This window comes from Bradyrhizobium sp. GCM10028915 (assembly GCF_042666195.1).
GTDB lineage: Bacteria > Pseudomonadota > Alphaproteobacteria > Rhizobiales > Xanthobacteraceae > Bradyrhizobium > Bradyrhizobium canariense_D.
The window spans coordinates 554,395-576,322 of the sequence record NZ_JBHTFN010000021.1 but is presented as its reverse complement, the minus strand read 5'-3'; the positions used below and the strand labels follow the sequence as shown (position 1 = coordinate 576,322).

General features: G+C 63.1%; 21 protein-coding genes. 11 read left to right on the top strand and 10 right to left on the bottom strand.

From position 1 onward, the window contains the following. Nucleotides 1-431 precede the first annotated feature (431 nt). Complete coding sequence (locus tag ACFQX9_RS14545) at nucleotides 432-701, top strand: hypothetical protein (RefSeq protein WP_018453910.1); 270 nt, start codon at nucleotides 432-434, stop codon at nucleotides 699-701. Nucleotides 702-805: 104 nt separating this feature from the next. Here the strand turns inward: ACFQX9_RS14545 and ACFQX9_RS14540 are convergent, their stop codons facing one another. The 4 genes from ACFQX9_RS14540 to ACFQX9_RS14525 all read right to left on the bottom strand — a co-directional run bounded on the left by ACFQX9_RS14540 (nucleotide 806) and on the right by ACFQX9_RS14525 (nucleotide 5,090). Next, complete coding sequence (locus ACFQX9_RS14540) at nucleotides 806-1,534, bottom strand: DUF72 domain-containing protein (RefSeq protein WP_377789020.1); 729 nt, start codon at nucleotides 1,532-1,534, stop codon at nucleotides 806-808. A gap of 43 nt (nucleotides 1,535-1,577) precedes the next feature. After that, nucleotides 1,578-2,504: a Ku protein gene (locus ACFQX9_RS14535; RefSeq protein WP_085348504.1), complete on the bottom strand. Its 927-nt coding sequence runs from the start codon at nucleotides 2,502-2,504 to the stop codon at nucleotides 1,578-1,580. 968 nt (nucleotides 2,505-3,472) lie between these two features. Then, complete coding sequence (locus tag ACFQX9_RS14530) at nucleotides 3,473-4,372, bottom strand: SMP-30/gluconolactonase/LRE family protein (protein WP_085348503.1); 900 nt, start codon at nucleotides 4,370-4,372, stop codon at nucleotides 3,473-3,475. Between the two features lie 58 nt (nucleotides 4,373-4,430). Further along, nucleotides 4,431-5,090 carry a GntR family transcriptional regulator gene (locus ACFQX9_RS14525; protein WP_377789017.1) on the bottom strand — a complete coding sequence of 220 codons (660 nt, stop codon included), beginning with the start codon at nucleotides 5,088-5,090 and terminating at the stop codon, nucleotides 4,431-4,433. A 226-nt stretch (nucleotides 5,091-5,316) separates the two neighbouring features. On the opposite strand from ACFQX9_RS14525, the gene ACFQX9_RS14520 reads away from it, so the two are divergent. The 7 genes from ACFQX9_RS14520 (at nucleotide 5,317) to ACFQX9_RS14490 (ending at nucleotide 10,524) form a co-directional block, all read left to right on the top strand. Next, complete coding sequence (locus ACFQX9_RS14520; RefSeq protein WP_018453915.1) at nucleotides 5,317-6,333, top strand: TRAP transporter substrate-binding protein; 1,017 nt, start codon at nucleotides 5,317-5,319, stop codon at nucleotides 6,331-6,333. Between the two features lie 76 nt (nucleotides 6,334-6,409). Then, nucleotides 6,410-6,919: a TRAP transporter small permease gene (locus ACFQX9_RS14515; RefSeq protein ID WP_085383159.1), complete on the top strand. Its 510-nt coding sequence runs from the start codon at nucleotides 6,410-6,412 to the stop codon at nucleotides 6,917-6,919. A 61-nt stretch (nucleotides 6,920-6,980) separates the two neighbouring features. Continuing rightward, nucleotides 6,981-8,261 (top strand): TRAP transporter large permease subunit, encoded by a 1,281-nt coding sequence (locus ACFQX9_RS14510; RefSeq protein ID WP_085383158.1) that lies wholly within the window; start codon nucleotides 6,981-6,983, stop codon nucleotides 8,259-8,261. 32 nt (nucleotides 8,262-8,293) lie between these two features. Then, nucleotides 8,294-8,788 (top strand): type II 3-dehydroquinate dehydratase, encoded by a 495-nt coding sequence (locus tag ACFQX9_RS14505; protein WP_247394186.1) that lies wholly within the window; start codon nucleotides 8,294-8,296, stop codon nucleotides 8,786-8,788. Between the two features lie 14 nt (nucleotides 8,789-8,802). Continuing rightward, on the top strand, nucleotides 8,803-9,459 hold the full coding sequence (locus tag ACFQX9_RS14500; protein ID WP_247394188.1) for a hypothetical protein: 657 nt from the start codon (nucleotides 8,803-8,805) through the stop codon (nucleotides 9,457-9,459). A 336-nt stretch (nucleotides 9,460-9,795) separates the two neighbouring features. Beyond that, the gene (locus tag ACFQX9_RS14495) at nucleotides 9,796-9,957 is read left to right on the top strand and encodes a DUF2934 domain-containing protein (RefSeq protein WP_018453920.1); all 162 of its coding nucleotides are present in this window, start codon (nucleotides 9,796-9,798) and stop codon (nucleotides 9,955-9,957) included. A gap of 282 nt (nucleotides 9,958-10,239) precedes the next feature. Further along, complete coding sequence (locus ACFQX9_RS14490; RefSeq protein WP_039798852.1) at nucleotides 10,240-10,524, top strand: DUF2934 domain-containing protein; 285 nt, start codon at nucleotides 10,240-10,242, stop codon at nucleotides 10,522-10,524. A 286-nt stretch (nucleotides 10,525-10,810) separates the two neighbouring features. Here ACFQX9_RS14490 and ACFQX9_RS14485 read toward each other — a convergent pair whose 3' ends face one another. Beyond that, nucleotides 10,811-11,542, bottom strand: a complete 732-nt coding sequence (locus tag ACFQX9_RS14485; protein WP_377789012.1) for a DUF3750 domain-containing protein — start codon at nucleotides 11,540-11,542, stop codon at nucleotides 10,811-10,813. Nucleotides 11,543-11,663: 121 nt separating this feature from the next. Between ACFQX9_RS14485 and ACFQX9_RS14480 the strand changes: the two genes are divergently transcribed. Continuing rightward, nucleotides 11,664-11,924, top strand: coding sequence for a hypothetical protein (locus tag ACFQX9_RS14480; protein ID WP_007595982.1), 261 nt, complete (start codon nucleotides 11,664-11,666; stop codon nucleotides 11,922-11,924). 159 nt (nucleotides 11,925-12,083) lie between these two features. Here ACFQX9_RS14480 and ACFQX9_RS14475 read toward each other — a convergent pair whose 3' ends face one another. Next, nucleotides 12,084-12,314, bottom strand: coding sequence for a hypothetical protein (locus ACFQX9_RS14475; RefSeq protein ID WP_094183264.1), 231 nt, complete (start codon nucleotides 12,312-12,314; stop codon nucleotides 12,084-12,086). Between ACFQX9_RS14475 and ACFQX9_RS14470 the strand changes: the two genes are divergently transcribed. Then, entirely contained in the window at nucleotides 12,313-15,429 is a 3,117-nt protein-coding gene (locus ACFQX9_RS14470; RefSeq protein WP_377789009.1) for a DEAD/DEAH box helicase, read from the top strand. The genes ACFQX9_RS14475 and ACFQX9_RS14470 overlap by 2 nt on opposite strands. A gap of 3 nt (nucleotides 15,430-15,432) precedes the next feature. Here the strand turns inward: ACFQX9_RS14470 and ACFQX9_RS14465 are convergent, their stop codons facing one another. The 4 genes from ACFQX9_RS14465 to ACFQX9_RS14450 form a co-directional block, all read right to left on the bottom strand. Then, complete coding sequence (locus tag ACFQX9_RS14465; RefSeq protein WP_018453925.1) at nucleotides 15,433-16,704, bottom strand: DUF892 family protein; 1,272 nt, start codon at nucleotides 16,702-16,704, stop codon at nucleotides 15,433-15,435. Nucleotides 16,705-16,851: 147 nt separating this feature from the next. After that, nucleotides 16,852-17,145 (bottom strand): hypothetical protein, encoded by a 294-nt coding sequence (locus tag ACFQX9_RS14460; RefSeq protein WP_026232628.1) that lies wholly within the window; start codon nucleotides 17,143-17,145, stop codon nucleotides 16,852-16,854. Between the two features lie 105 nt (nucleotides 17,146-17,250). Then, a complete protein-coding gene (gene glgX / locus ACFQX9_RS14455) occupies nucleotides 17,251-19,488 on the bottom strand; it encodes a glycogen debranching protein GlgX (protein ID WP_018453927.1) in 2,238 nt (745 codons plus the stop codon). 43 nt (nucleotides 19,489-19,531) lie between these two features. Further along, the gene (locus tag ACFQX9_RS14450) at nucleotides 19,532-19,789 is read right to left on the bottom strand and encodes a DUF3606 domain-containing protein (protein ID WP_018453928.1); all 258 of its coding nucleotides are present in this window, start codon (nucleotides 19,787-19,789) and stop codon (nucleotides 19,532-19,534) included. A gap of 278 nt (nucleotides 19,790-20,067) precedes the next feature. Here ACFQX9_RS14450 and treZ point away from each other — a divergent pair, with 278 nt between their 5' ends. Continuing rightward, the gene (treZ, locus tag ACFQX9_RS14445; protein ID WP_377789005.1) at nucleotides 20,068-21,879 is read left to right on the top strand and encodes a malto-oligosyltrehalose trehalohydrolase; all 1,812 of its coding nucleotides are present in this window, start codon (nucleotides 20,068-20,070) and stop codon (nucleotides 21,877-21,879) included. The last annotated feature ends 49 nt before the right edge of the window (nucleotides 21,880-21,928 follow it).

The following is a 21,928-nucleotide window of genomic DNA, read 5'->3' as shown; positions in this document are numbered from 1 at the left end:
GACCGAACTCGCTTTCCACGGCATCCACACCTCCCGCAGAACAAAAGCGGAAAGTGTAATCCATGTGTCCGGTACGTTTTGTCACCTATGTCTCGGGCCGCTCAAGGCACTTCCTGCTAACCTGCGATCCTCGGACTCTCTTGGTACCACATTAGTCCCACCAATTCGCAAGCTGGCGAGCATGAAGCTACGCGCTGCGGAGGGGAAGACGGCGGGGTACATTTAGCGGTTTAGCGCCCGGAGTCGAAGCGTGGCCGCTTCTCAGCGGGCAGAACCCTACGGCTGAGCCGTGCTGCAGCCGACGCGATTGTGCCAGAGCCGCGGAACACGGGGACAAACCTCAGCTCTGCCGATTGCCAATCCCTGCTGCGTGCTAACCGCTCGGAACGAGAAGACGGGCCAAAGGATTCGTCCGGGCAGGAGCAAGCTCGATGCTGATGACGAAGGAAAGACGGCCGGCGATCCGAACGCTGCGCGGCTGGGCGCTCAGCGTGCTGCAGGAGGCGGGCGCCATCCACGAATGCGAGGAGCACGGCTGGGCGAAGGACCGGGCCGACCCGCATGCACGCGAGCACGCATTGGATATAGCCAGGCAGGAGCCACCCGAGGGCTTATCTCCGGATCAGGCCGTCGGGCAAGTGCGCGAGGTTTTGCATTCGATCGGCGATACGTGCCCGGAGTGCCCGCCACGTCCCGATTAAGTCCCCTGCGCTGTCGCGCCGCTCGAATGGCGTGCGAGCCTCAAACGCCTTTGGCAAACTTGGACGACGTAAGGGATATCAGCGGACTATTGCCAAAAGGCCCTTCAAGCGAGCAAGTCTAGTGCGTTCTCGATCGCTGCGCCGGCTGCGGTGTTGTCGAAGATGCACCAGGTCTCACTAGATGACGACGCAGCACCGAGCCGCAGCTTCAGCGATCGCAGGAACGCCCCGTCGTACGCGGAGTAGTAAATGCGCGGCGCTCCATGCAATCGAAAATAGCGCAGACTAGGCCACCCGCCCGGCACGTCGGCATCGGGCACCCGCGCCGGATCCGCGGCGACACGAGCAATCCGACGTTCCCCGAGCCAGGCGCCGACCTCGGGCGTAAACCAGCTGACGTGACGCGGCTCGCAAGCGAGAGCGGCTGAGGTCTTTTCCTGCAGCGCGCGGAACAGGAACTCCGCATCGGACTCAACGAACATTTTGCGAGGTGCAAACTGAACGAGCAAAACCCCGAGCTTCGCACCAAGTCCGGCGCTCTCTTCGATGAACCGATCGAGTTCACCCTGCGCAAGCTGTGACGAGTGAGTAACAGACTTCGGCACCTTTACCGAAAAGCGGAAATCATCGGGCGTCGCGTTCGCCCATTTCTCGTAGGTCGAACGCCGATGCGGCTTATGAAATGATGAGTTGATCTCGGTGGCGTTCAACACCCGCGCGTAGCGTTCAAGCTGGCTACCTACCCCGCCAACTCTTTCCTTGCAGACTCGCGGAACATTCCATCCCGCTGTGCCGAGCCGCAGCTCAGTCTTGACATGCGCGGCCTCTTCCATGTCAGTCCGTGACTGCCATCGGGTATCACCGGATGTTTCAATCTCACGCCGACTTCCGCCGCGCCCCTGCTGTCGGCTTCTTCGCCGCCGCTTCCTTAGCCGGCTTCTTACCGGCGATCGGCATCAGCATCTCCTTCTGAGCCGCGGCAGCTTTCTTCGTCTTCTTGGCAGGCTTTTTTGGAGCCTCGGTCTTTGCTGCCCCGCCGACGCTCTTGCGTAGCGCGTCCATCAGATCGACGACGTTCTCGCCTTTCGGCCGATCCTTCGGGACGATCGGCTTACCGGCGCGCTTCTGGTTGATGAGCTCGATCAGCGCGCTTTCATAATGGTCCTCGAACTTCTCCGGCTCGAATAATCCAGCCTTCTGGTTCACGATGTGCCTGGCTAGATCGAGCATGTCCTTCGTCACTTTGACGTCTTGGATATCGTCGAAGTATTCCTGCTCACTACGCACCTCGTAGGGATACCGCAGCAAGGTGCCGACCAGGCCCTTGTCCATTGGCTCGAGCGCAATGATGTGCTCTCGGTTGGTGAGCACCACGCGCCCGATCGCAACCTTGTTCATCTCGCGGATGGTCTCGCGGATGACCGCGAAGGCGTCGTGGCCGACTTTTCCGTCCGGACGGATGTAGTAGGGGCGAATTAGGTAGCGCGGATCGATCTCGGCCTTGTCTACGAACTCGTCGATCTCGATGGTACGCGTGGATTCCAGCGCGATCTCCTCAAGCTCCTCCTTGGTCACCTCGATGAACTGGTCCTTCTCGAGCTGGTAGCCCTTAACGATGTCCTCGTTGGGCACCTCGTCGCCGGTGTCGGCGTCGACTTTCAGGTACTTGATCCGATGACCGGTCTGACGGTTGAGCTGGTTGAAGGAGATCTTCTCGCTCTCCGAGGTAGCTGGGTAGAGCGCCACGGGACAGGTGACCAACGAGAGACGCAAAAAGCCTTTCCAGTTCGCGCGGGGGGCCATGGTACGCAACACTCCATTATGGGATTTGGAGTCAAGACGAACGGCGGGCCGCAGTTCCGACATCACCCGCAGGTGTCCACTGCAAATTGATGCCACGTCCCGGTCAAGCGGCCGGAATAGATGGCGGGCGGTCTTAACCCAACGAACAAAACAAGAACATGTATCGGTGACGCAATCCCTGGCACTCCGCGGTGATTAGACCTCTGTGGAAAACGGCCAATCCCTTGCTCTAGGGAAGCGGCAACCCAGCCCGTCGGGCAAACACCCTTCTCCCGTCAATCCCTCTCGGCAAAAATATTCCACTTTGCCGAAATTCGGAAACGGCGTATGTGTCGCTCATCCCGGCTCATCCTTGAGGGGCGATCTCGTTGTCGTCTTGATTTGCGAGCCGGGCTTGCGATGGACGCGGCAGCGTCGGTACGAGATGGTGCGGGCAGGGCGGGTAGACCCTGTGAGCCCGCAACCGCGTGCGGACGAGCGGCGCTGCTAGGCTTCGTCTCGCCTGTAAGTTTTCGGCTTCGTCGACAGGGCTGGAAAAACTGCGGCGAAATGGCGGGCCGTGCGTACGGCAAAACCGTGTGGTCCTGGCCGTCGTTGCTACGGTCAAGCTTTCGCGGAGGTGTGTGCGAGCCCAACCGGGCAGACAGCATCATCCAAATTCGCGAGGCGAGGGAGGCCAAAGAGAACTCGGCTCCCGGGAGAGCACGGCATAAGCCGTCCAACCGTCGCGCAGGGAAGGCCGAGTGATTGGCTACACCTGTATGCTGCTGTGCGGTTTTCCTGCGTGTGCTTTTCGCGCAGCGGACCGCGGGTGCCAGCCGGCACCCGGCCTTCCCTGCGCCCTCTTGGATATGAGGGCGGAGTGACGAAGCAAAGCTCGGGCGAAACGCGCCGCAAGAACGAGAAATCATGTCCGCTGTTTGAATGCCTGGTCGCGTCATGTGCCGCGACGTCTCGGTGGCAGGCGCTCAGGATGAATTGCCGAAGCGATGCTCTGGAAGTCCCTGTGCAATGCCATCAATGGCCAGAACATGACCCGCCTGGGGTTCGCGGCCCAGTTGCTCGCGATCAAGAAACTTTCTCGCCGTCGTCACGAACAGGGTCTTCAGATCGGCTCCGCCGAAGCATACGCAGGTCGGATTGGTCGCCGGCACCGGAATGACGGTATCGATCCGGCCGTCCGGCCGATAGCGCACCACCCGGCCGCCGGAGAAGAATGCGGTCCACAGTCCGCCCGCAGCGTCGATGCACGCGCCGTCGGGCCTCTCGCCGGAGGCGCTGTAATCCGCGAACAGCCGTCTGTTGCTAATCGCGCCGTCATCGAGATCGAAGTCGAACTGCCAGGTGCGGTAACGCCTCGTGTCCGTGAAGTAGAGCGTGCGATTGTCGGGCGAGAACGCGATGCCGTTCGTCACGATGACATCGCCGAACATGCGCGTTGTCCGGCCGTCCGCGTCCACGCGATACAGCGCTCCGTTCGGCCGATGCAGCTGGTTGTCCATGGTGCCGATCCACAGCCGGCCCCGCGCGTCGACGCGCCCGTCGTTCAGGCGATTGTCGAGGCCGCTTTCGACCTCGCAGAGCTGACCTGGAGGATCGTCATCGGACGCGCGGCGATAAAGCCCCAGATCCTGCGCGAGCAGGTGGGAGCCATCTGCCGTCAAGGCCTGACTGCCGAGGAAGTTGCACGCGTACGGAACAACCTGATGCGCGCCGGTCGCCGGATCGAAGGATTGATGCAGCCGCCGGTCGATGTCGACCCACCACAGCTTGCGGGAGCGGTCGCACCACAATGGCGTTTCGCCCAGGATGTCGCCTGCGGCGACCGCGGTCTCGACCCGATATGCGGGAATCATGTCAGGAGTCATCCCGAAATCCGATTGCAGCGACGAGCGCTGTCTCCGAACGACGTCAGGCCGCGGACGATCAATCCTCGTTCCAGGAGGCGAGGGCGTGCGCGACGCACCCGTTGATGTGATCGGTGAGCACGGTTTTGGCGCTTTTGATGTCGCGCTTGAGGGCGCATTCGAGCAGCGCCTTGTGCTGGTTGATCGTCTCCGCGCCGCGGTAGCGCAGCGCATAGCGGAAATATTTGTCGAACACGATCGCGTGGGTCTGCATCAGCTCGCGCGAGCCGCAACTCGAGATGAGAGCCTGGTGGAATTCGCCGTCGTAGCGTTTGCGCAGCTCGGGATCGTCCCCCTCCTTGAGGACGGTGCGTTCGGTGGCCGCCAGCTTGTGATGCGCGGACACCACGCGGCCCTCCCACTCGACGTCGCCGGCACGAAACGACTCGGCCATTGCATGCTGCTCCAGCAGGATGCGCAGGCCGGCGAGTTCACGCAGGTTCTGGATGGATATCGGCGCCACCTCGAAGCCGCGCTGGCCCTCCGCGACCACGAATCCCTCGGAGGTCAGACGATTGAGGATCTCGCGCAGCGTGGAGATGCTGACGCCGTAGTCCTCCTTCATGGCGTCGAGCTTGAGACGTCCGGACGGCGTCAGCACGCCGAAAATGATGTCAGATCGAATCCGCTGATAACCGCTGTCGCCCGCCGACAAGGGGCGCCCCTCGAGTGACGTCATGCTCTCCGATCCCGCAATATGCGCGCAACGCCCCGTGGTGGGCGGCCGAACCATCAATGTTACCAGCAATATAGCAAATCCATAACAAAGATGTATTCGAAAATATCAGATGAACAGAGATTTATCATTTGACCGAGAAATGTAGTTATGTTTTTTGATTGACCTGAGGGTGCAGAAAAGAATGGCTCGAGCCGCCGTCGTGCCCCGATCGAGCAGGGAGGTCAAAATGAGCTTGTTGGTACGGGCGCTGTCTGCGACGGCGATCTGCGTGGCGCTGACGGTCGGTGCATCCGCTGAGGACATTCAGGAGCGCACGATCAGGTGGGGACACCTGAACAACACCGATCACCCCGTCAGCGCGGGGGTGCAGAAATTTGCGGAGATCCTGCTGGCGAAGAGCGGGGGCAAGATGAAGATTCGTGAGTTCGCGGCCTCGCAGCTCGGCAACGAGCTGCAGCAGCAATCCGCGCTACGCGGCGGCACGCAGGAAATGCTGTCGGCCTCGACGACGTCGCTCGCAACCGTCGTGCCGGAGTTCGGCCTCATCGACTTTCCATTCATCGTGAAGACCATCGAGCAGGCGGATGCTCTCGGCACCGGCAAATTCGGCACGTCGATGCTCGATACGTTGCCGTCGAAGGGATTGATCGGTCTGGGCTATTGGGGCCTCGGCTTCCGCAACGTCACCAACAGCACGCGGCCGATCACCAAGGTCGAGGATTTCAACGGCCTCAAGCTCCGCGTCATTCCGAACCCGGTCTATCTCGAGACCTTCGGATCCTTCAAGGCCAATCCCGTTCCGATGGCCTTCGGCGAACTCTATTCGGCGTTGGAGACGCGCACCGTCGATGGCGAGGAGAACCCCTTCACGGTCATTCTCTCCAACAAGTTCTACGAAGTGCAAAAATACGTTTCCGCCACCAATCACACCTTCACCCTGAACATTATTCTGGTGAGCAAGGCGTTTTGGGACAAGCTCTCGCCGACCGAGCAGCGCCTGATGCGCGAGGCGTATGAGGAAAGCCGAGGCTATCAAAAGGAGCAGACCCGCCTTCAGACCGAAAAGGCCCTCTCTGAATTACAGGCGAAGGGCATGCAGTACAACACCGTCGCGCCGGAAGAGCTCGATCGCATGCGCAAGACCGCGCAGCCGGTGGTCGACAAGATTGCCGCCAATCTCAAGCCGGAGGCGGTCAAGCTGTTCAACGACGAGCTCGATCGCATCCGCAAGGACGTGAAATAGTCGACCTCGTCAGCATGCAAGAGGCAGAGCCGGCCAGTCGGCCGGCTCTGAACCCGACTTTGCCCGGACGACACGCATGGCGCGAATTCTCGACCTCTATTGCACCCTGCTGAAGGGCATCATCGCCGCATGTCTTGCGGTGATGGTGGTGCTGGTGTTCGGCAACGTTGTCCTGCGCTACGGCTTCAACTCCGGTATTGCGATTTCCGAGGAGCTGTCGCGCTGGCTCCTGGTCTGGCTGACTTTCCTCGGTGCGGTCGTGGCAATGCGTGAGCACGCCCATCTCGGCGTCGATAGCCTTGTGCGGATGCTGCCGGCTTACGGCAAACGCATCTGCTTCATCGTCAGCTACGTCCTGATGCTGTTCGCCGACTGGCTTCTGCTCTCGGGAAGTTGGCGGCAGACGATCATCAATATCGACGACCGCGCGCCGGCGACCGGCCTCTCGCTCGGCATTTTCTATGGCGTCGGCGTGATCTTCGGCGTTTCGGCCGGAGTGATCCTTCTCTACGACCTGTTCCGCGTCGTTTCCGGACAGGCCAGCGAAGCCGACATGGTAGCCGTCAGGGAATCGGAGGAGCACTGATGCTGTCTCCTCGTATCGTGCCGCCCGGCGCTCACATCCTGAAAATCACCGGGATCATGCCATGACGATTGCCGTCTTCACCCTCTCGCTGCTCGGCGCCATGGCGCTGGGCATGCCGATCGCCTTTGCGCTGATCGTCTGCGGCGTGGCCCTGATGAGCACGATCGACATGTTCGACGCGCAGATCGTGGCGCAGAACGTCATCAACGGCGCGGACAGCTTTCCGCTCATGGCCATTCCCTTCTTCATGCTCGCCGGCGAGGTCATGAACAAGGGTGGTTTGGCCAAGCGAATCGTCAACGTTGCGCTCGTCGCGGTCGGCCATTTTCGCGGCGGCCTTGGTTACGTCACGATCCTCGCGTCCTGCATCCTTGCGTCGCTCTCGGGCTCCGCGGCAGCCGATGCCGCGGCACTGGCTGCCCTGCTGGTGCCGATGATGGTGGCGGCGGGCCACAAGAAATCCTATGCGGCGGGTCTGGTCGCGGCCGGCGGCATCATCGCGCCCGTGATTCCGCCCAGCATCGGATTCGTCATTTTCGGTGTCGCCGCGGGCGTGTCGATCTCGAAACTGTTTCTGGCCGGGATCGTCCCCGGGCTGTTGCTCGGGGCGGGGCTCTGCCTGGCCTGGTGGTGGGTGGTCCGCCAGGAGAACCTGACGCCCCCGCCAAGAGCATCGCTCTCGGAAATGGTGAAAGCGGTGGTCGACGGCTTCTGGGCGTTGATGCTGCCGGTCATCATCGTGGTCGGCCTGCGTTTCGGCATCTTCACGCCGACGGAAGCCGCAGTGGTCGTCGCTGTCTATTCGCTGTTCGTTGCGACCTGCATCTATCGGGAATTGAAGCTGTCGCAGCTTTACGAGGTGTTCGTCTCCTCGGCCTTGACGACGAGCATCGTCATGTTTCTCGTGGCAGCCGCGCTGGTGTCGTCCTGGCTCATCACCGTGTCCGAGATTTCGGCACAGATCGTCACCCTGCTCAAGCCTTTCATGGGCAACAACACGCTCCTGATGCTGGCGATCATGGTCGTGGTGGTGATCGTGGGGACGGCTCTCGACATGACGCCGACCATCCTCATCCTCACGCCGATCCTGATGCCGATCGTCAAGGCGGCGGGCATCGATCCCGTCTACTTTGGTGTCCTCTTCATCATCAATAATGCGATCGGCCTCATCACGCCACCGGTCGGTATCGTGCTGAACGTGGTTTGCGGCGTCTCCAGGATCAGCATGGAGGACATCATCAAGGGCGTCTGGCCCTTCTTGATTGCGCAACTGATCGTCCTGTTCGCGATGGTGCTATTCCCGGGGCTGGTGACGATCCCGGCCAAGTGGTTCAGCGGCTAGACGCGTCGGCAACAAAAGAAGGACAAGCGAAAATGGCCGCAAGGATCATGATCCTCAACGGACCCAATCTCAATTTCCTCGGCATCCGCGAGCCCCACATCTACGGCTCGACGACGCTCGGGGAGATCGAGGCGAGCTGCAAGGCGCTGGCCGACCAGCTCGGGGTTTCGATGTCGTTCCATCAATCGAACATGGAGGGCGAACTCGTCAGCCTGATCCAGTCCGCCCATGGCAACGCGGACGCCATCATCATGAACCCCGCGGCCTATTCATTCACCTCGATCGCGCTGATCGATGCGCTGAGGATTTTCGAGGGTGTAAAGATCGAGGTGCATATCTCGAACATCCACGCGCGGGACGAGCTGCACCGCCACTCGATCACGTCGAGCGCCTCCACGGCAGTCATTTGCGGCCTGGGTCCCTATGGTTATCTCGCCGCGATGCTCGCGGCGGTCCAACGGCTAGGGCAATTGCCTGCGACCATCGCGCCAGCTCTGCACGGGCTTGCGGCCGGCGGCAAGGCGTAGGCATGGAGGGCGGGATGCGCGGCACGGGATTTCTCGCCATCTGGAGCGACGTCGAGGCTCACGACCTGACCGACTACCGGCACTGGCTGACGCGTGAGCACACGACCGAGCGCGTGACGACGAAGGGCTTCCTGGCATCGCGTGTCTTCCGCGCGGCAAGGGACGACATCAACCGCTTCTTCATTCTGTACGAGCTGGGGACGCCGGAGGTCCTCGACGGCGAGGCTTATCTGGCGCGCCTCAACGCACCGACGCCGTGGTCCCGGCGCATCATGCCGAAGCTTGGCAATTTCATGCGGGGCGGCGGCGTCATGATTGCGCGGGGAGGGCGGGGCGAGGGCGCATCGATCGTGGCGCTGCGGATCGAGACGTTGCCGAAGGATCCCCAGGGTCTGGCTCAGGCGCTCGTTGCGTGCGACGGGGTTGCCGCGGTGCAGATCGGCGCGACCGACGAGGCGCGGACATCGGTGCGGACGACCGAGAAGGGCATGCGGAAGAACGAGGGCTTTTTCGCCGGACTTTTGCTGATCGAGGCGCTCGACGTCGCGTCGTTGCAGGGCGCCTTGCGGAAAGCCGCGGAAATTGCCCCCGACGTCATGGCCGGGGCGAGCGAGCCGGAAGTTTTTCAAAGCATGTTTGCGCTCGACGCCCGTATCGCAGATTTCGGCTGATGACAACGTTCTCGCTCGCCGCGGTGACTTGCTCGAGCTTGCGCCGCCTGCTGCCCGACGTCAGATTCGTCTGGATTGCTGGCTGACGTGGCATCCCGATACCTGAGGAACGCTCCGCGTCAGGAGTGCACCGCTCCATCCCGGGGCCTGTAAAAGGCGGCGAGAGCGGGCTTCGTTCGAGCTCGCGTGTTCGCCGCTCCGGGCTAGGAACTCTTGCGCACCATCGAGGCTTGACTCAGCGGGCCAGCGTCGCCGCCGATTTGCTGGCCTGCACGGCCCCGCCTCCAAGCCCCCATACCCCCCAGGGTGGGGCCGTGTCTCTTCGCAGGAGATGCAATGCCGGAGCCGACCGATCACGACATCAGAGAACGCGCGCACCGCTTGTGGGAACAGGCGGGCAAGCCGGAAGGCCGCGAGGACGAGTTCTGGCACGCGGCCGAGCAGGAGTTGCGCAACGAGGACAAGTCGAACCCGATGCGGACGCCGGATACGCTGTGACCAACAAGGGCTGCCCATTCTGCCACGGTCTGGGATGGGTCTGCGTAAACCATCCGCTCCGCGCCTGGAGCGAGGAATTGGGCGGCTGCCGCTGTGGTGAGGGCATGCCCTGCACCTGCAACACGACGGAAGATCCCGAAACAAGAGTGGTGATCGTCGAAGCTGACACGACGTGGCATTGAAGGACCTGGCGTTGAAGGCGGAACAGAGCCTTCCAGCAGGAATTGAGGATGTGAGCAGCACGGGCTGCGACGCAGGCCGGTGGCTACGGCGGGGTTTGCGGTGGATGAGCAGCAAAAGATAGAGCACCAGATCGAACTCGCAACGCGAGCGGCTGCGCTCGTTAAAGACGAAACCACCGTCCAGCGATTCAGGAGTTTCGCCGAGGAGCTGAAGCAAAAGCTCCTTCGCATGATGCGGCGCGGCAAGGTACGAGCGCGCGCGTACGAGCTCTGGGAGCAGGCCGGTCGCCCGGCCGATCGCGATGTGGAGTTCTGGGTCGAAGCGGAACGGCAGATCGAAGAAGAGCGCGATCAGCGGAGGTCCTCGGATTCAGAGAAACGATAGTAGCTGGCGCTGCCGGTAGCCACATCGGCAGCGAACAAGCTCGGCCGCGCGTTCCTGGACAGAGAAAAAGCCGCCGAGCTCTTCACCCTGGCGGCTTCAAAAGTTTCGTAGCTGTTGGTCGCCTCTCCAGCCTCATGCGTACCGCCGTTACCTTGTTTGCGGCCATGCAAGATCAATCTACGCGACGGCGCTCGATTCTGCTGTGACCTGAAGCACACATTGGAAGGACGATGTGTCGGGAAGCTTGGGAGGGCGCCGACTTTGATGGGACGGCCCCGTCATTGGCCTATGCGCCGGCCGCGAGACCGAGGCGGCCTATGCCTGGAAGCTTCAGCGCGGGGCGGCGGATGTCGAGGCCGAGCACCGCGCCGAGGAAATTGATCTCGACCCCTTCGACCCAGCCGATGGTCATGCCGAGATAGCCCGACAGCGAGGCGTAGAGCCCGGTACCGGACGCCGTGATGCCGGCCCAGCGTCCGCTGTAGGGAAAGTCCTTGCCGATAGCGGTCGGCGGCAGCACGGCACGCAGCTCGGGAACAGCATCCAGCGCCGCCTGCACGAAGGTGTTGGAATTTGGTCCCGGCCAGGCGCTGTAGTCGCCATAGGCGCGGAACTTGTAATTCTCGATGACGGCACGGATCTTCGGAATCAGCGCTTCGGCCCGCGCGCCATCGACGGCGACCACCGTTTCCGGGAGGGCTCCGAACCAGCGGCCGTCGGGCGGAAAGCCGTTGCTGCGAACAGGGTCGCCCCAGGCCGTGTAGTCGTATCGGCTATAGGTTGTGGCGCCCTTCTCCTTGACGACGATCCAGGTGTGGACGGCAAAAATACTGCGCCAGCGCACGGTGCGCGCGGCGAACACTCGGATCAGCGCATCCGGATTGGCCGATGCGGGCGGCAGCAGGCCGGCGCTGGAGCGATCCGCCGTCTGCCAATTGCCGCGGCCGTCGCCGCGCAAATAATAGCGGCCGGCCGACACGCCGATCGGCAGGAAGATCAGCAGCAGGAACAGAATCAAGGATTTCCTCAAGGGCAAACGGCGATCAGGCGGGACGATGCCACCAATATAGTTCGCAAGGCACGCCGCGCCAGCGCTCTCCTGCTCTTGCATTGGGGTGGTGCGGCCATATGTTGCCTCCATGAGGAAGTTGTCGCTCGTCGAGGACCAGGCCATCCAAGCGCGAATCGCGTACATCGCGGGCGCCGAGATTTTCGATCGCCTCTTCGCCGGCATCCGGTTCGACGAAATCGACGGCAATCTGCTGTTTGCCATTGCCAGCGACGAAGACTGCGCGGCCGAGATCGAGGACGAGTTCTCGCACCAGCTCGCTGTGGTCGCCACGCACATCCTCGCGCAGAGCGTGGACGTGGTCGTGGTGCTGCCGAAGGTTCTGCAATAGCCGCCTGCCCGTTAGCCTTCTGCCCGTTCAGGCCGCTTGCCTTTGCCCCCTGTCTCTGCTTTTCAACGCAATTGCAAAATTGTAATGACGTCAGTGGGCGCTCAAGCCCGAGGCGCGTTATCGACGGAGCTCGACGGGAGGGCTCGTCGTCGCTCGCCTCTATTTGCGAAACAAAGTTGGATACACATTGGCGCCCACCAGCAAAGCCCGGGCCACGACCGGCGCGATAAAGACAAAAAGCAAGAGCTCGAAAAGCGTAGGCTCGATAAGCAAGAGCGCGAAGAGCACGAGTTCGAAAAGCAAGAGGTCGAAAAGTACCAGCTCGACAAGCAAGCGCCCGGACAAGAGCGCCTCGCGTTCCGCGGTCGCCTCCTCATCGCCGCTCGGCATGCTGGCGCTGCATCTGCTCGAGCAGTGGGAGAAGTCCGGCCGCGACGGCCTCGTCTTCCTCTGCGACGACGAGAGTAGGGCGGAGCGGCTGGGCGGCGTGATCCACGCCCTCGATCCCTCGGTCGACGTGCTGGTGTTTCCGCGCCTGAACACGCTGCCCTTCGACGGCCTCGAGCCCTCCCGCGAGATCGCGGGCCGGCGCAGCTCGGTGCTGCGGCGTCTCGCCAAGACAAAGAAGCCCGTCTTCCTGGTGTCCACCGCGGAAGCCATCATGGAACGGCTGCCGCTGCCGGCGAGCTGGTCGCGGTCGAGCCTCACGCTGAAGGTGGGCGCGCCCTATTCCGAGACCGAGCTGGAGACGCGGCTGGAAGCTCTCGGCTACGATCTCGACGAAGAGGCGGAGTATCCGGGCGGTGTCCTGTTCCATGGCAAGACGTTCGAAGTGTTTCCCGCCGGCGCACTCGCTCCCTTCCGGATCGAGCATTCCGGCGACACGATCCGCAAGATCGTCGCGGTTGATCCTATCGAGCACGAGGTCGTCTACGAGACCCCGGAATTGATCATAGATCCCATGTCCGAGCGGATCGCTCTGGGAGCTACGCGCGGACAGCGGGCGACACTGCCTGATTATTGCAGCCGCGCGCGATGGATCGCGGATGCCGGGGTATCGGCTCACGCCGAGAGCTGGCTGGGCACGATCGAGGACGCTGCCGGCCGCAGGGATGCGGAACGCGAATATCTGGGGCAGGCGGACTGGAAGCAGCTGAAGAAGCGCATCAGCGTGCTGCCGCGCAAGGCGGCCTTCATCTCGACGCCGGAGTTCTCGAAGCTGGCCTCGCCTCGCAAGGCGCTTCGCGCCTTCGTCGCCGACATGCAGCGCGGCGGATCGCGGCTGCTGTTCGTCGCGGCCGTCGAGGACGACCTTCGCGCGATGGAGCGAATGAGCGGCATCAAGGCGGAGCGCCTGGCCGATTGGAGCGAGGTGACGAAGGCACGGAGCCGCGAAGGCGCGCTGCTGGCCGATTTCGACGCGGGGTTCATTGGCGCCGGCCGCAAGCCGCTCGTCGTCGTGACCGCGTCCGACGTGCTCGGCAGCCGAGCCCATCATCCGCAGCCGATGGCGCGCGCCTGGAATCCGGCTTTTGATCATCCCGACGTGCCGGAAAAGGGCGCCGCTATCGTCCATCTGCAACGCGGGCTCGCCGTGCTCGATGGCTTGCAGACCCTGGATATGGGCAAGGGATCGCGACGCGAGATGGTCAGGCTCAAATTCGCGGGCGACAATGCCGTGCTCGTACCGCCCTCCGATCTTGCCGTGATCTGGCCTTATGCCGGCGAGCCCGGGAAGCTGACGCTGGACAAGGCGGACGGCAGCAGCTGGTGGGCGCGGCGCACCGAGGCGGAAGCGGAAATCCAGGTCGCCGCCAAGGCGCTCGCCAAACACATCAGCCAGCGCCTCCGCCGTCGTGCACCCAAACTGGTGCCGCCGGGGCCGGCTTACGAAAAATTCGTCGCCCGGTTCCCCTATTTCACGACAGTGGACCAGGCCCAGGCGATTCAAGACGTCCTAGACGATCTTGCGGCGGGCCACCCCATGGACAGGGTGATCTGCGGTGACGTCGGCTTCGGCAAGACCGAGGTCGCGCTGCGGGCGGCGGCCGCAGTGGCGCTGTCCGGCAAGCAGGTGGCGATCGCGGCGCCGACGACCGTGCTGGCGCGGCAGCATGTCGAAACCTTCCGCAAGCGGTTCGGCCCTCTCGGCATCGAGGTGGGAAGCCTGTCACGAGCCAGTTCAGGCCCGGAGACGCGAGAGACCAAGGAGGGGCTGCGGCGCGGCATGCTGAAAGTCGTGGTCGGCACGCAGGCGCTTGCGGCAAAGGACGTGAAGTTCGCCGACCTCGGCCTCGTCATCATCGACGAAGAGCAGCACTTCGGCGCGGCCGAGAAGGCGAAGCTTTCAGGCCTCGCCAAGGGTGTCCATTCGCTGTGGATGAGCGCCACGCCGATCCCGCGCACGCTCGCGGCGGGTCTTGCCGGCTTCAGGGATCTTAGCGTCATCGCCTCGCCGCCGGTTCATCGCCTTCCCATCGTGACCAGGATCGCGCCGCTGTCCGATGCTGCCATTGCCGCAGCGCTGCTCCGCGAGCGCAGGCGGCACGGTCAGAGCTTCCTGATCTGCCCACGCATCCAGGATCTGGAGCCGATGCTGGCGCGGGTGCAATCGGTGGCGCCGGAGCTGCGCATCGTCTGTCTTCACGGCAGACTGCCCGTGGACGAGATCGACGATCGCATGATGAGTTTCGTCGATGGCGAGGCGGATGTGCTGCTGGCGACCAATATCGTGGAAAGCGGTCTCGATATTCCGCGCGCGAACACCATCGTGGTGTGCTGGCCCGAAAAGTTCGGACTTGCGCAGCTGCATCAGCTCAGGGGGCGGGTGGGACGCGGCGGCACGCGCGCCTTTGCTCATCTGCTCACGGAAGCGACCTCGGAGCAGTCCGAGAAGCGTCTGGCGGTATTGGAGGAGTTCAGCAAGCCGGGGGCCGGCTTTGCGATCAGCGAGCGCGACCTCGACCTCAGGGGCGCCGGCGATCTGTTCTCGGAACAGCAGTCCGGCCACGTCCAGGTGTTCGGACCCGTGCTCTACAGTCATCTGCTGAAGCGGGCGTCCGAGCGAGGCAGCGATACCGGGGCCGATCTGTGGGTGCCCGATCTCAATATGCCGCTGGCCGACATGCTGCCTGAAGGCTACGTGCAATCGGAAGCGGTCCGGCTCGAGATCTATGGCCGCGCTGCCAGGTGCCGAAGCGACGACGATCTGGAAGATCTGGAGGAGGAGATCTCGCGTCGTTTCGGCAGGCTGCCGCCGGAGGCCCGCGACTTCTTCGCATCCGCCAGGCTCCGGATCGATTGCAAACGGCGCGGCATCGTCAGGCTCGATGTCGGGCCCGAGGCCGTCGCCGCGACATTCCTGCCGGGGCGGCTGCGGAAATTCAGGGGAAAGTCCGAGGCACGATCGCTGCAGCGCGACGGCGACCGCGTTGTTCACGCCGGCCGCCGCGACCAGGATCCGTTCAGCCGGGTCGAGGAGTTTCTCGACCTGCTGGACGGCTAGGGATCATTCGGTCTGCTCGACTGCCGCGGGCATTTTCGCCACCGACATCAGCGAGCGAGCCACCTGGTTGAGAAGCTGATCGGCGTTCTCCTCCTCGGCGAGCGATTTCGACAGCAGGGCGACAATGGCACTGTGGCGAAGCTGCTGGGCGAGGTTGCGCGCCGTGGTATAGCCCGCGATCTCGTAATGCTCGACGCGCTGCGCTGCGCCGATCAGGGCGAGGTCGGCCGCCGCGTCCTCCTTGTCCTCGCCCTCGGCCATGATCTCCTGGCCTTCCTCGACGAGGCCCATCATGCCCTTGCAGGGCTTGGCGCGGGCGGATTTACCGAGCATTTCGAAGCATTCGTTGATGCGCTCGACCTGCGCTTCGGTCTCGGCGAGGTGCTGCTCGAACAGCTCGCGCAACTGATCGAAGCGGGCGGCCTCCGCCATCTTGGGAAGCGCCTTGGTCAATTGCTTCTCGGCATGCAGGATATCGCGCAGCTCGTTGATGAGCAGATCGCCGAGACCCGCTTCGTCCGCGGGCGGCGAGCTCTCGGTGACGATGGCCGAGGCCGGACCCGGTTCGCCCGCCTGGATCGCAGGCGACTCCGTGAACACCCAGTCGCCGCCCTCGTTCCACGGGCCGCGCGTGTCGATCTCGCCATGGTCGCCGGCGCCGGTGGAATCGTTGAAGAACTGGTCCACGAGGCCGGGCGTCGGCGCGATGCGGCCGATGCTGAACGCTGGCTTGCCCATGCTCTCGAGCGCGAGCGCGAACGCCTTCATGTGCGTGATCTCGCGGGTCATCAGGAACTGCAGCGCGTCCTTGCTGCCGGCGTCGTCGCAGAAATTGATCAGCCGCTCGTAGACGATCTTGGCCCGCGCCTCCGCGGCGATGTTGCTGCGCAGATCGACGTCAAGCTCGCCGGTGATCTTCAGATAGTCGGCGGTCCAGGCATTGCCCTGGGAGTTGAAGAGATTGACGCCGCCGCCGCCGGCGATGGCGATGAGGGGATCGGCTTCGGCCGCCTGGCGGTCGAACTTCGACGGCTTGAGATGCATCCGCGCCAGCGTGCCGACCACTTCCAGATGGCTGAGCTCTTCGGTGCCGATGTCCATCAGCAGGTCCTTGCGATCGGGATCCTCGCAGTTCAACCCCTGGATCGAGTACTGCATCGCGGCGGCGAGCTCGCCATTGGCGCCGCCGAACTGCTCCAGCAGCATGTTGCCGAAGCGGGGATCCGGCTCGTCGACGCGAACGGTGAACATCAGCTTCTTGACGTGGTGATACATGGTGGGGACTCTCGTATTGGGAGGACAGGAAAGAGGATGTCTTCCGAACGGGCGGCTTTAGCGTTCGTTCCTCGCGAAACGACCTGCGCCGATGATATCGGGCGCAGGTCGTTCGAAGTCGATCGGCAGGATTGTGGGCGTATTCGTTTAGCGTTGGTCCGGACGCTTGGCGGGCGGCCCATTCTTGTTGCCTGGCGCGCCCTGAATATTCGACGGGTCCTGCGACTGCACGGCGGTGTTGCCAGTGGAGCTCGTCGAACTCGATCCAACGGTCTCACCAGGCTTTGCGGCCGGCCCGTTCTTGTTGCCGGGCTGCCCGGCAATGCCGGCACCCGAATTCTGCGCGCTCGGCGCGGACGAAACGTCAGGCTTGCTGGCCTGCGCCCAGGCTGCTCCAGGCAGCGCGAGAGCGGCGAGGATAACGGCACCTGTGAACTTCATCTCGGTGTTCTCCGACTGATGCCCCATCTACTCGAACGCCGATAACCTGCGTGCGTTCCCTGTCGTCATCAACTCGAAAGCGTCGGCTCACCGTGTCACGACCAACTACCCCGGCAGCGGCGCCTCCACGACGTCCAGCAGCGCGCCGAGGCCCTGGCGCAGGCGGCGCGTGGCGATGGTTTCGGTGGCGAGACCGAACACCACGAGGGATCGCCCCGTCATCGCATAAACGTGCCCGAACTCGAATGCGGGCATTTGCCCCTCCGGTTGATTGGTGTCGATCAACCCGATCCAGCTGCGTCCCTCGGCGACTGCGGGCAAGGTGAAATTCACGACGTCGTAATGGGCGTTGTAGATCAGCAGCATGGTTGCGTCCGAGCCGCGGCGCTTGATCCCGGTCTCCTGGGCGCGGCCGTCGAGCAGCAGGCCGAAACATTTGGCGTTACCGTCCTGCCACTGGTCCGTCGTCATTTCCTCCCCGGACGGCGCGAGCCACGTCACGTCCTTCACGTCCAGCTCTTCATTGTGGGAGCCGACCAGGAAGCGGCTGCGGTAAAGAATCGGAAATGCCTTGCGCGTGGCGATCAGCTTGCGCGTGAATTCGCGCAGGCTGCGGCCATTTGCGGTGATGCGGAGCCAGTCGAGCCATGTGGTCTCGTTGTCCTGGGCGTACGCGTTGTTGTTGCCGTGTTGGGTGTGTCCGAATTCGTCACCGGCAAGCAGCATAGGCGTGCCGTGCGACAACAACATGGTCGCCAGCAGATTGCGCTTCTGGCGCTCGCGCAGCGCCGTGATGTCCGGATCGTCCGTCGGTCCCTCGGCGCCGCAATTCCAGGAATGATTGTCGCTGTGGCCGTCGCGATTATCCTCACCATTGGCTTCGTTGTGCTTGTCGTTGTACGAGACGAGGTCATTGAGATTGAAGCCGTCATGGGCTGTGACGAAGTTGACGCTGGCCCATGGCCGGCGGCCGCGCTTGTTGAAGAGATCGCCGGATCCGGACACGCGCTTGGCGAAGTCCGCGATCGATCCCTCATCGCCCTTCCAGAAGGCGCGCACGGTGTCCCTGAACTTGTCGTTCCACTCCGCCCATCCCGGCGGAAACTGACCGACCTGATAGCCGCCCGGACCGATGTCCCAGGGCTCGGCGATCAGCTTGACGCTGGAAAGCACGGGGTCCTGCCGGCAGGCATCGAGGAAGCCGCCGCCTTCATCGAACCCGTAAGGTTCGCGCGCCAGGATGGTGGCGAGATCGAAGCGGAAACCGTCGACCCGCATCTCGGTCGCCCAGTAGCGCAGGGAATCCGCGACCAGTTGCAGCACGCGTGGATGCGACAGGTTCACCGTGTTCCCGGTACCGGTGTCGTTGATGTAGTAGCGCTGCTGGTCCGGCAGCAGGCGGTAATAGCTGGCGTTGTCGATGCCCTTGAACGAGAGGGTTGGGCCGAGCTCGTTTCCTTCAGCGGTGTGATTGTAGACGACGTCGAGGATGACCTCGACGCCATGGGCGTGGAACTGGTTGACCATGGCCTTGAATTCGTTCGCGAACGGCGTTCTGAGGTAACGCGGCTCCGGCGCGAAGAAGGCAAGGGAGTTGTAGCCCCAGTAATTGCGCAAGCCTTTCTCGACCAGATAGCTGTCGTCAACGAAGGCATGGATCGGCAACAATTCTGCACTGGTAATGCCAAGCGAGCGCAGGTAGGCCGGAACTTCCGAGTGCGCGAGACCGGAGAACGTGCCGCGGTCTGCGTCGGGCACCAGCGGATGCAACTGGGTAAACCCCTTGACGTGCATCTCGTAGACGATCGTCCGCTCCCACGGCACTTCCGGCTTGCGCGCGGCGCCCCAGGTGAAGGCCGGGTCGATGACACGGCATTTCTGCATCAAGGGCGCGCTGTCGCGTTCGTCGTAGGAGAGATCCTTGTCGGCATGGTCGAGCTGGTAGCCGAACAGCTCCGGTCCCCAGCGCAACCGGCCGACCAGCTGCTTGGCGTAGGGATCGAGCACGAGCTTGTTGGGATTGAAGCGGTGTCCAGCGTCGGGTTCGTAGGGGCCATGGACGCGGTAGCCGTAGACGGTGCCGGGGCGGGCCGAGGGCAAATAGCCGTGCCAGACTTCGTCGGTATATTCGGGGAGTTCGATCCGCTCCAGTTCGGTTTCGCCGCTGTCGTCGAACAGGCAGAGTTCGACCTTGGTGGCATGGGCTGAAAACAGCGCGAAATTGACGCCGAGCCCGTCCCAGGTGGCGCCGAGCGGAAACGGCTTGCCCTCGCTGATGCGGGAGCGGCGCAGGCTCGAGGCCGCCCGCGTCAGGGTGTCGTCTGAATGTACCGTTTGATCCATCGCTGCCCCCGAATAGCCCCTGAAGAATTTGGTGAGGTTGCCGTCACTTCCGCGTCGCCTGCTCGCCGACGGTCGCAGAAGTAATTACCGCGACAGGAGGCACATCGTCCGGCTTCGGCAGCGTGGTTGCCCTTTGCAGCGCCGCCTCCTTGCTGATAGCCGCAATCGAGTTGCCAATCCGCTCGACGATGCTGGTCAGCTCTGCGTCGGATAGTCCGAGACGCTTTCTGACGAGGCGCACCTGAGTACGGTCGGCCAGGTCGAGCTTGTTGCGGATCGGCTGTGGCTTCGAGCGGCGCATGACGAAAACTCCCGTGTGGAGTTGCAACCGTCGCCCCGGCGATTCCGTTCCCTGTTTGCAACTTGATCTTCCCCAACCCATCGTCGCCGCACCTCGGCCCAAAAGTGCACACAACGCACATGGCGCATCGGTGTGGCGCCGGCCTGAGGAACGAATGCCCACATCTCGGCTTCTCCCGTTGAGCATGCTCAAGCGATCGTAAAATCGAGCCTCGCGAAGCGTGCCGTAACTTCCAGCCATGCACGCAAAGGCGGCCAGGTTTGAGTCACAGTTTGGGAATGGCTGGGCCAGCGCGACACCACGGCCCTCGATGCCTCGACCACGGGGTCTGCTTCAATCTGTGGGCGCCGACGGCGCAATCGGTCGAATTGCTCGAAGCCGGCCGGCCGCCACTCCGGATGATGCGCGACCACGATGGCTGGTACCAGGCGTTGAGTCCCGCCGCGCATGTCGGCACGCGCTATCAGTTCAGGATCAACGAAGACCTGGTCGTTCCCGATCCCGCCTCGTTCTTCCAGCCGGACGACGTCGGGGCCCCGAGCGAGGTGGTGGACACTGCGGCGTTCCGAGACTCGGTGCTCTATCCCGGCCGCCCTTGGGCGGAGGCCGTGATCTACGAGTTGCACGTCGGCACCTTCAATGAGGAGGGCACCTATGCCGGCGTCGAGAAGAAGTTGCCCTATCTGCGCGATCTCGGCATTACCGCAATCGAGCTGATGCCGCTCAATGATGTCCCCGGCCGGCACAATTGGGGCTATGACGGCGTGCTGCTGAATGCGCCGAATGCGCGCTACGGCAGGCCGGAAGACCTCAAGCGGCTGTTACGCGCGGCGCATGCCCTCGACATCATGGTCTATCTCGATGTTGTCTATAACCATTTCGGACCGCAGCTGAACTATCTGCACCTCTATGCGGAAAGTTTCTTTACCGCGCGCCACAGCACCGGCTGGGGCCCTGCCGTCAACCTCGAGGGACACGACGGCGCGTTCGTGCGCGAGTTCCTGATCGAGAACGCGTTGATGTGGCTGCGCGACTACGGGTTCGACGGCTTGCGGCTCGACGCCGTTCACGCCCTGAAGGACGATTCCGACCGCCATTTCCTGATCGAGCTTGCCGAGACGGTTCGCAGTCAGCTGCCGGACCGGCGCGTGCATCTGATGCTGGAGAACGAGGCCAATCAGGCCCGCCTGCTCGACCGTGCTCAGGGGCGAACCCGGCTCTATGACGCGCAATGGGGCGATGATTTTCACAACGCGCTCCACGTCCTGTTGACGGGCGAGGACGAAGGCTATTATCGCGCGTTCGCAGACAGGCCGCTTGAACATCTCGCGCGAGCGCTCACCGAGGGCTTTGCCTACCAGGGCGAAATCTTTCCGCTGCATGACGAACCGCGCGGCGAGCCGAGCGCGCATCTGCCGCCTGATGCCACCATCTTCTTCGCCCAGAACCACGACCAGATCGGCAACCGCGCGCTCGGGGAGCGGCTTTCCGCGCTGGTCGGTCCGGAGAAGTTGGACCAGGCCATGGCACTGGTTCTCTTGAACCCGCATATTCCCCTGTTGTTCATGGGTGAGGAAGCCGCGGCCGAGACGCCATTCCTGTTTTTCGCAGACTGGTCCGGCGAAGCTGCCGAGCTGACGCGGGAAGGGCGGCGCAAGGAGTTCGCGCACTTCAAGGCGTTCTCGACGCCCGGCATGCGCGCCAGGATTCCGGATCCGTGCGATGAAAAAACCTTCGGGGCATCGAAGCTCGACTGGGCCGGCATCGACCGCTCTCCCGCCAGCGCCAGGTTTCGCGGCCTCACAGCCCGATTGCTGAAGATACGGCGCGAGAAGATCGTTCCGCTGATCAAACGGGGTTTCGTTTCGGCTCATTGCAGGTTGCTGGGGGAGAACCAGCGTAAGGGCGGCCTGGATGCCCGTTGGCGGACGCAGAAGGGAGACATCTTGCAGATTGTTGCCAATTTCGCCGACCACGAACTGCCCATGCCGGCGCTGGTCGCGGGCGAGAGCCTATGGCGATTGGGCGCCGCCGACGCGCCAGCGCTGTTGCCGAGCGACATCATCGTGCGGCTTGGCCACGAGGCGTGATGGAACCGCGAGGAACGCTTCCGAAAGCTTTCCGTTAGCGGAGTAAATC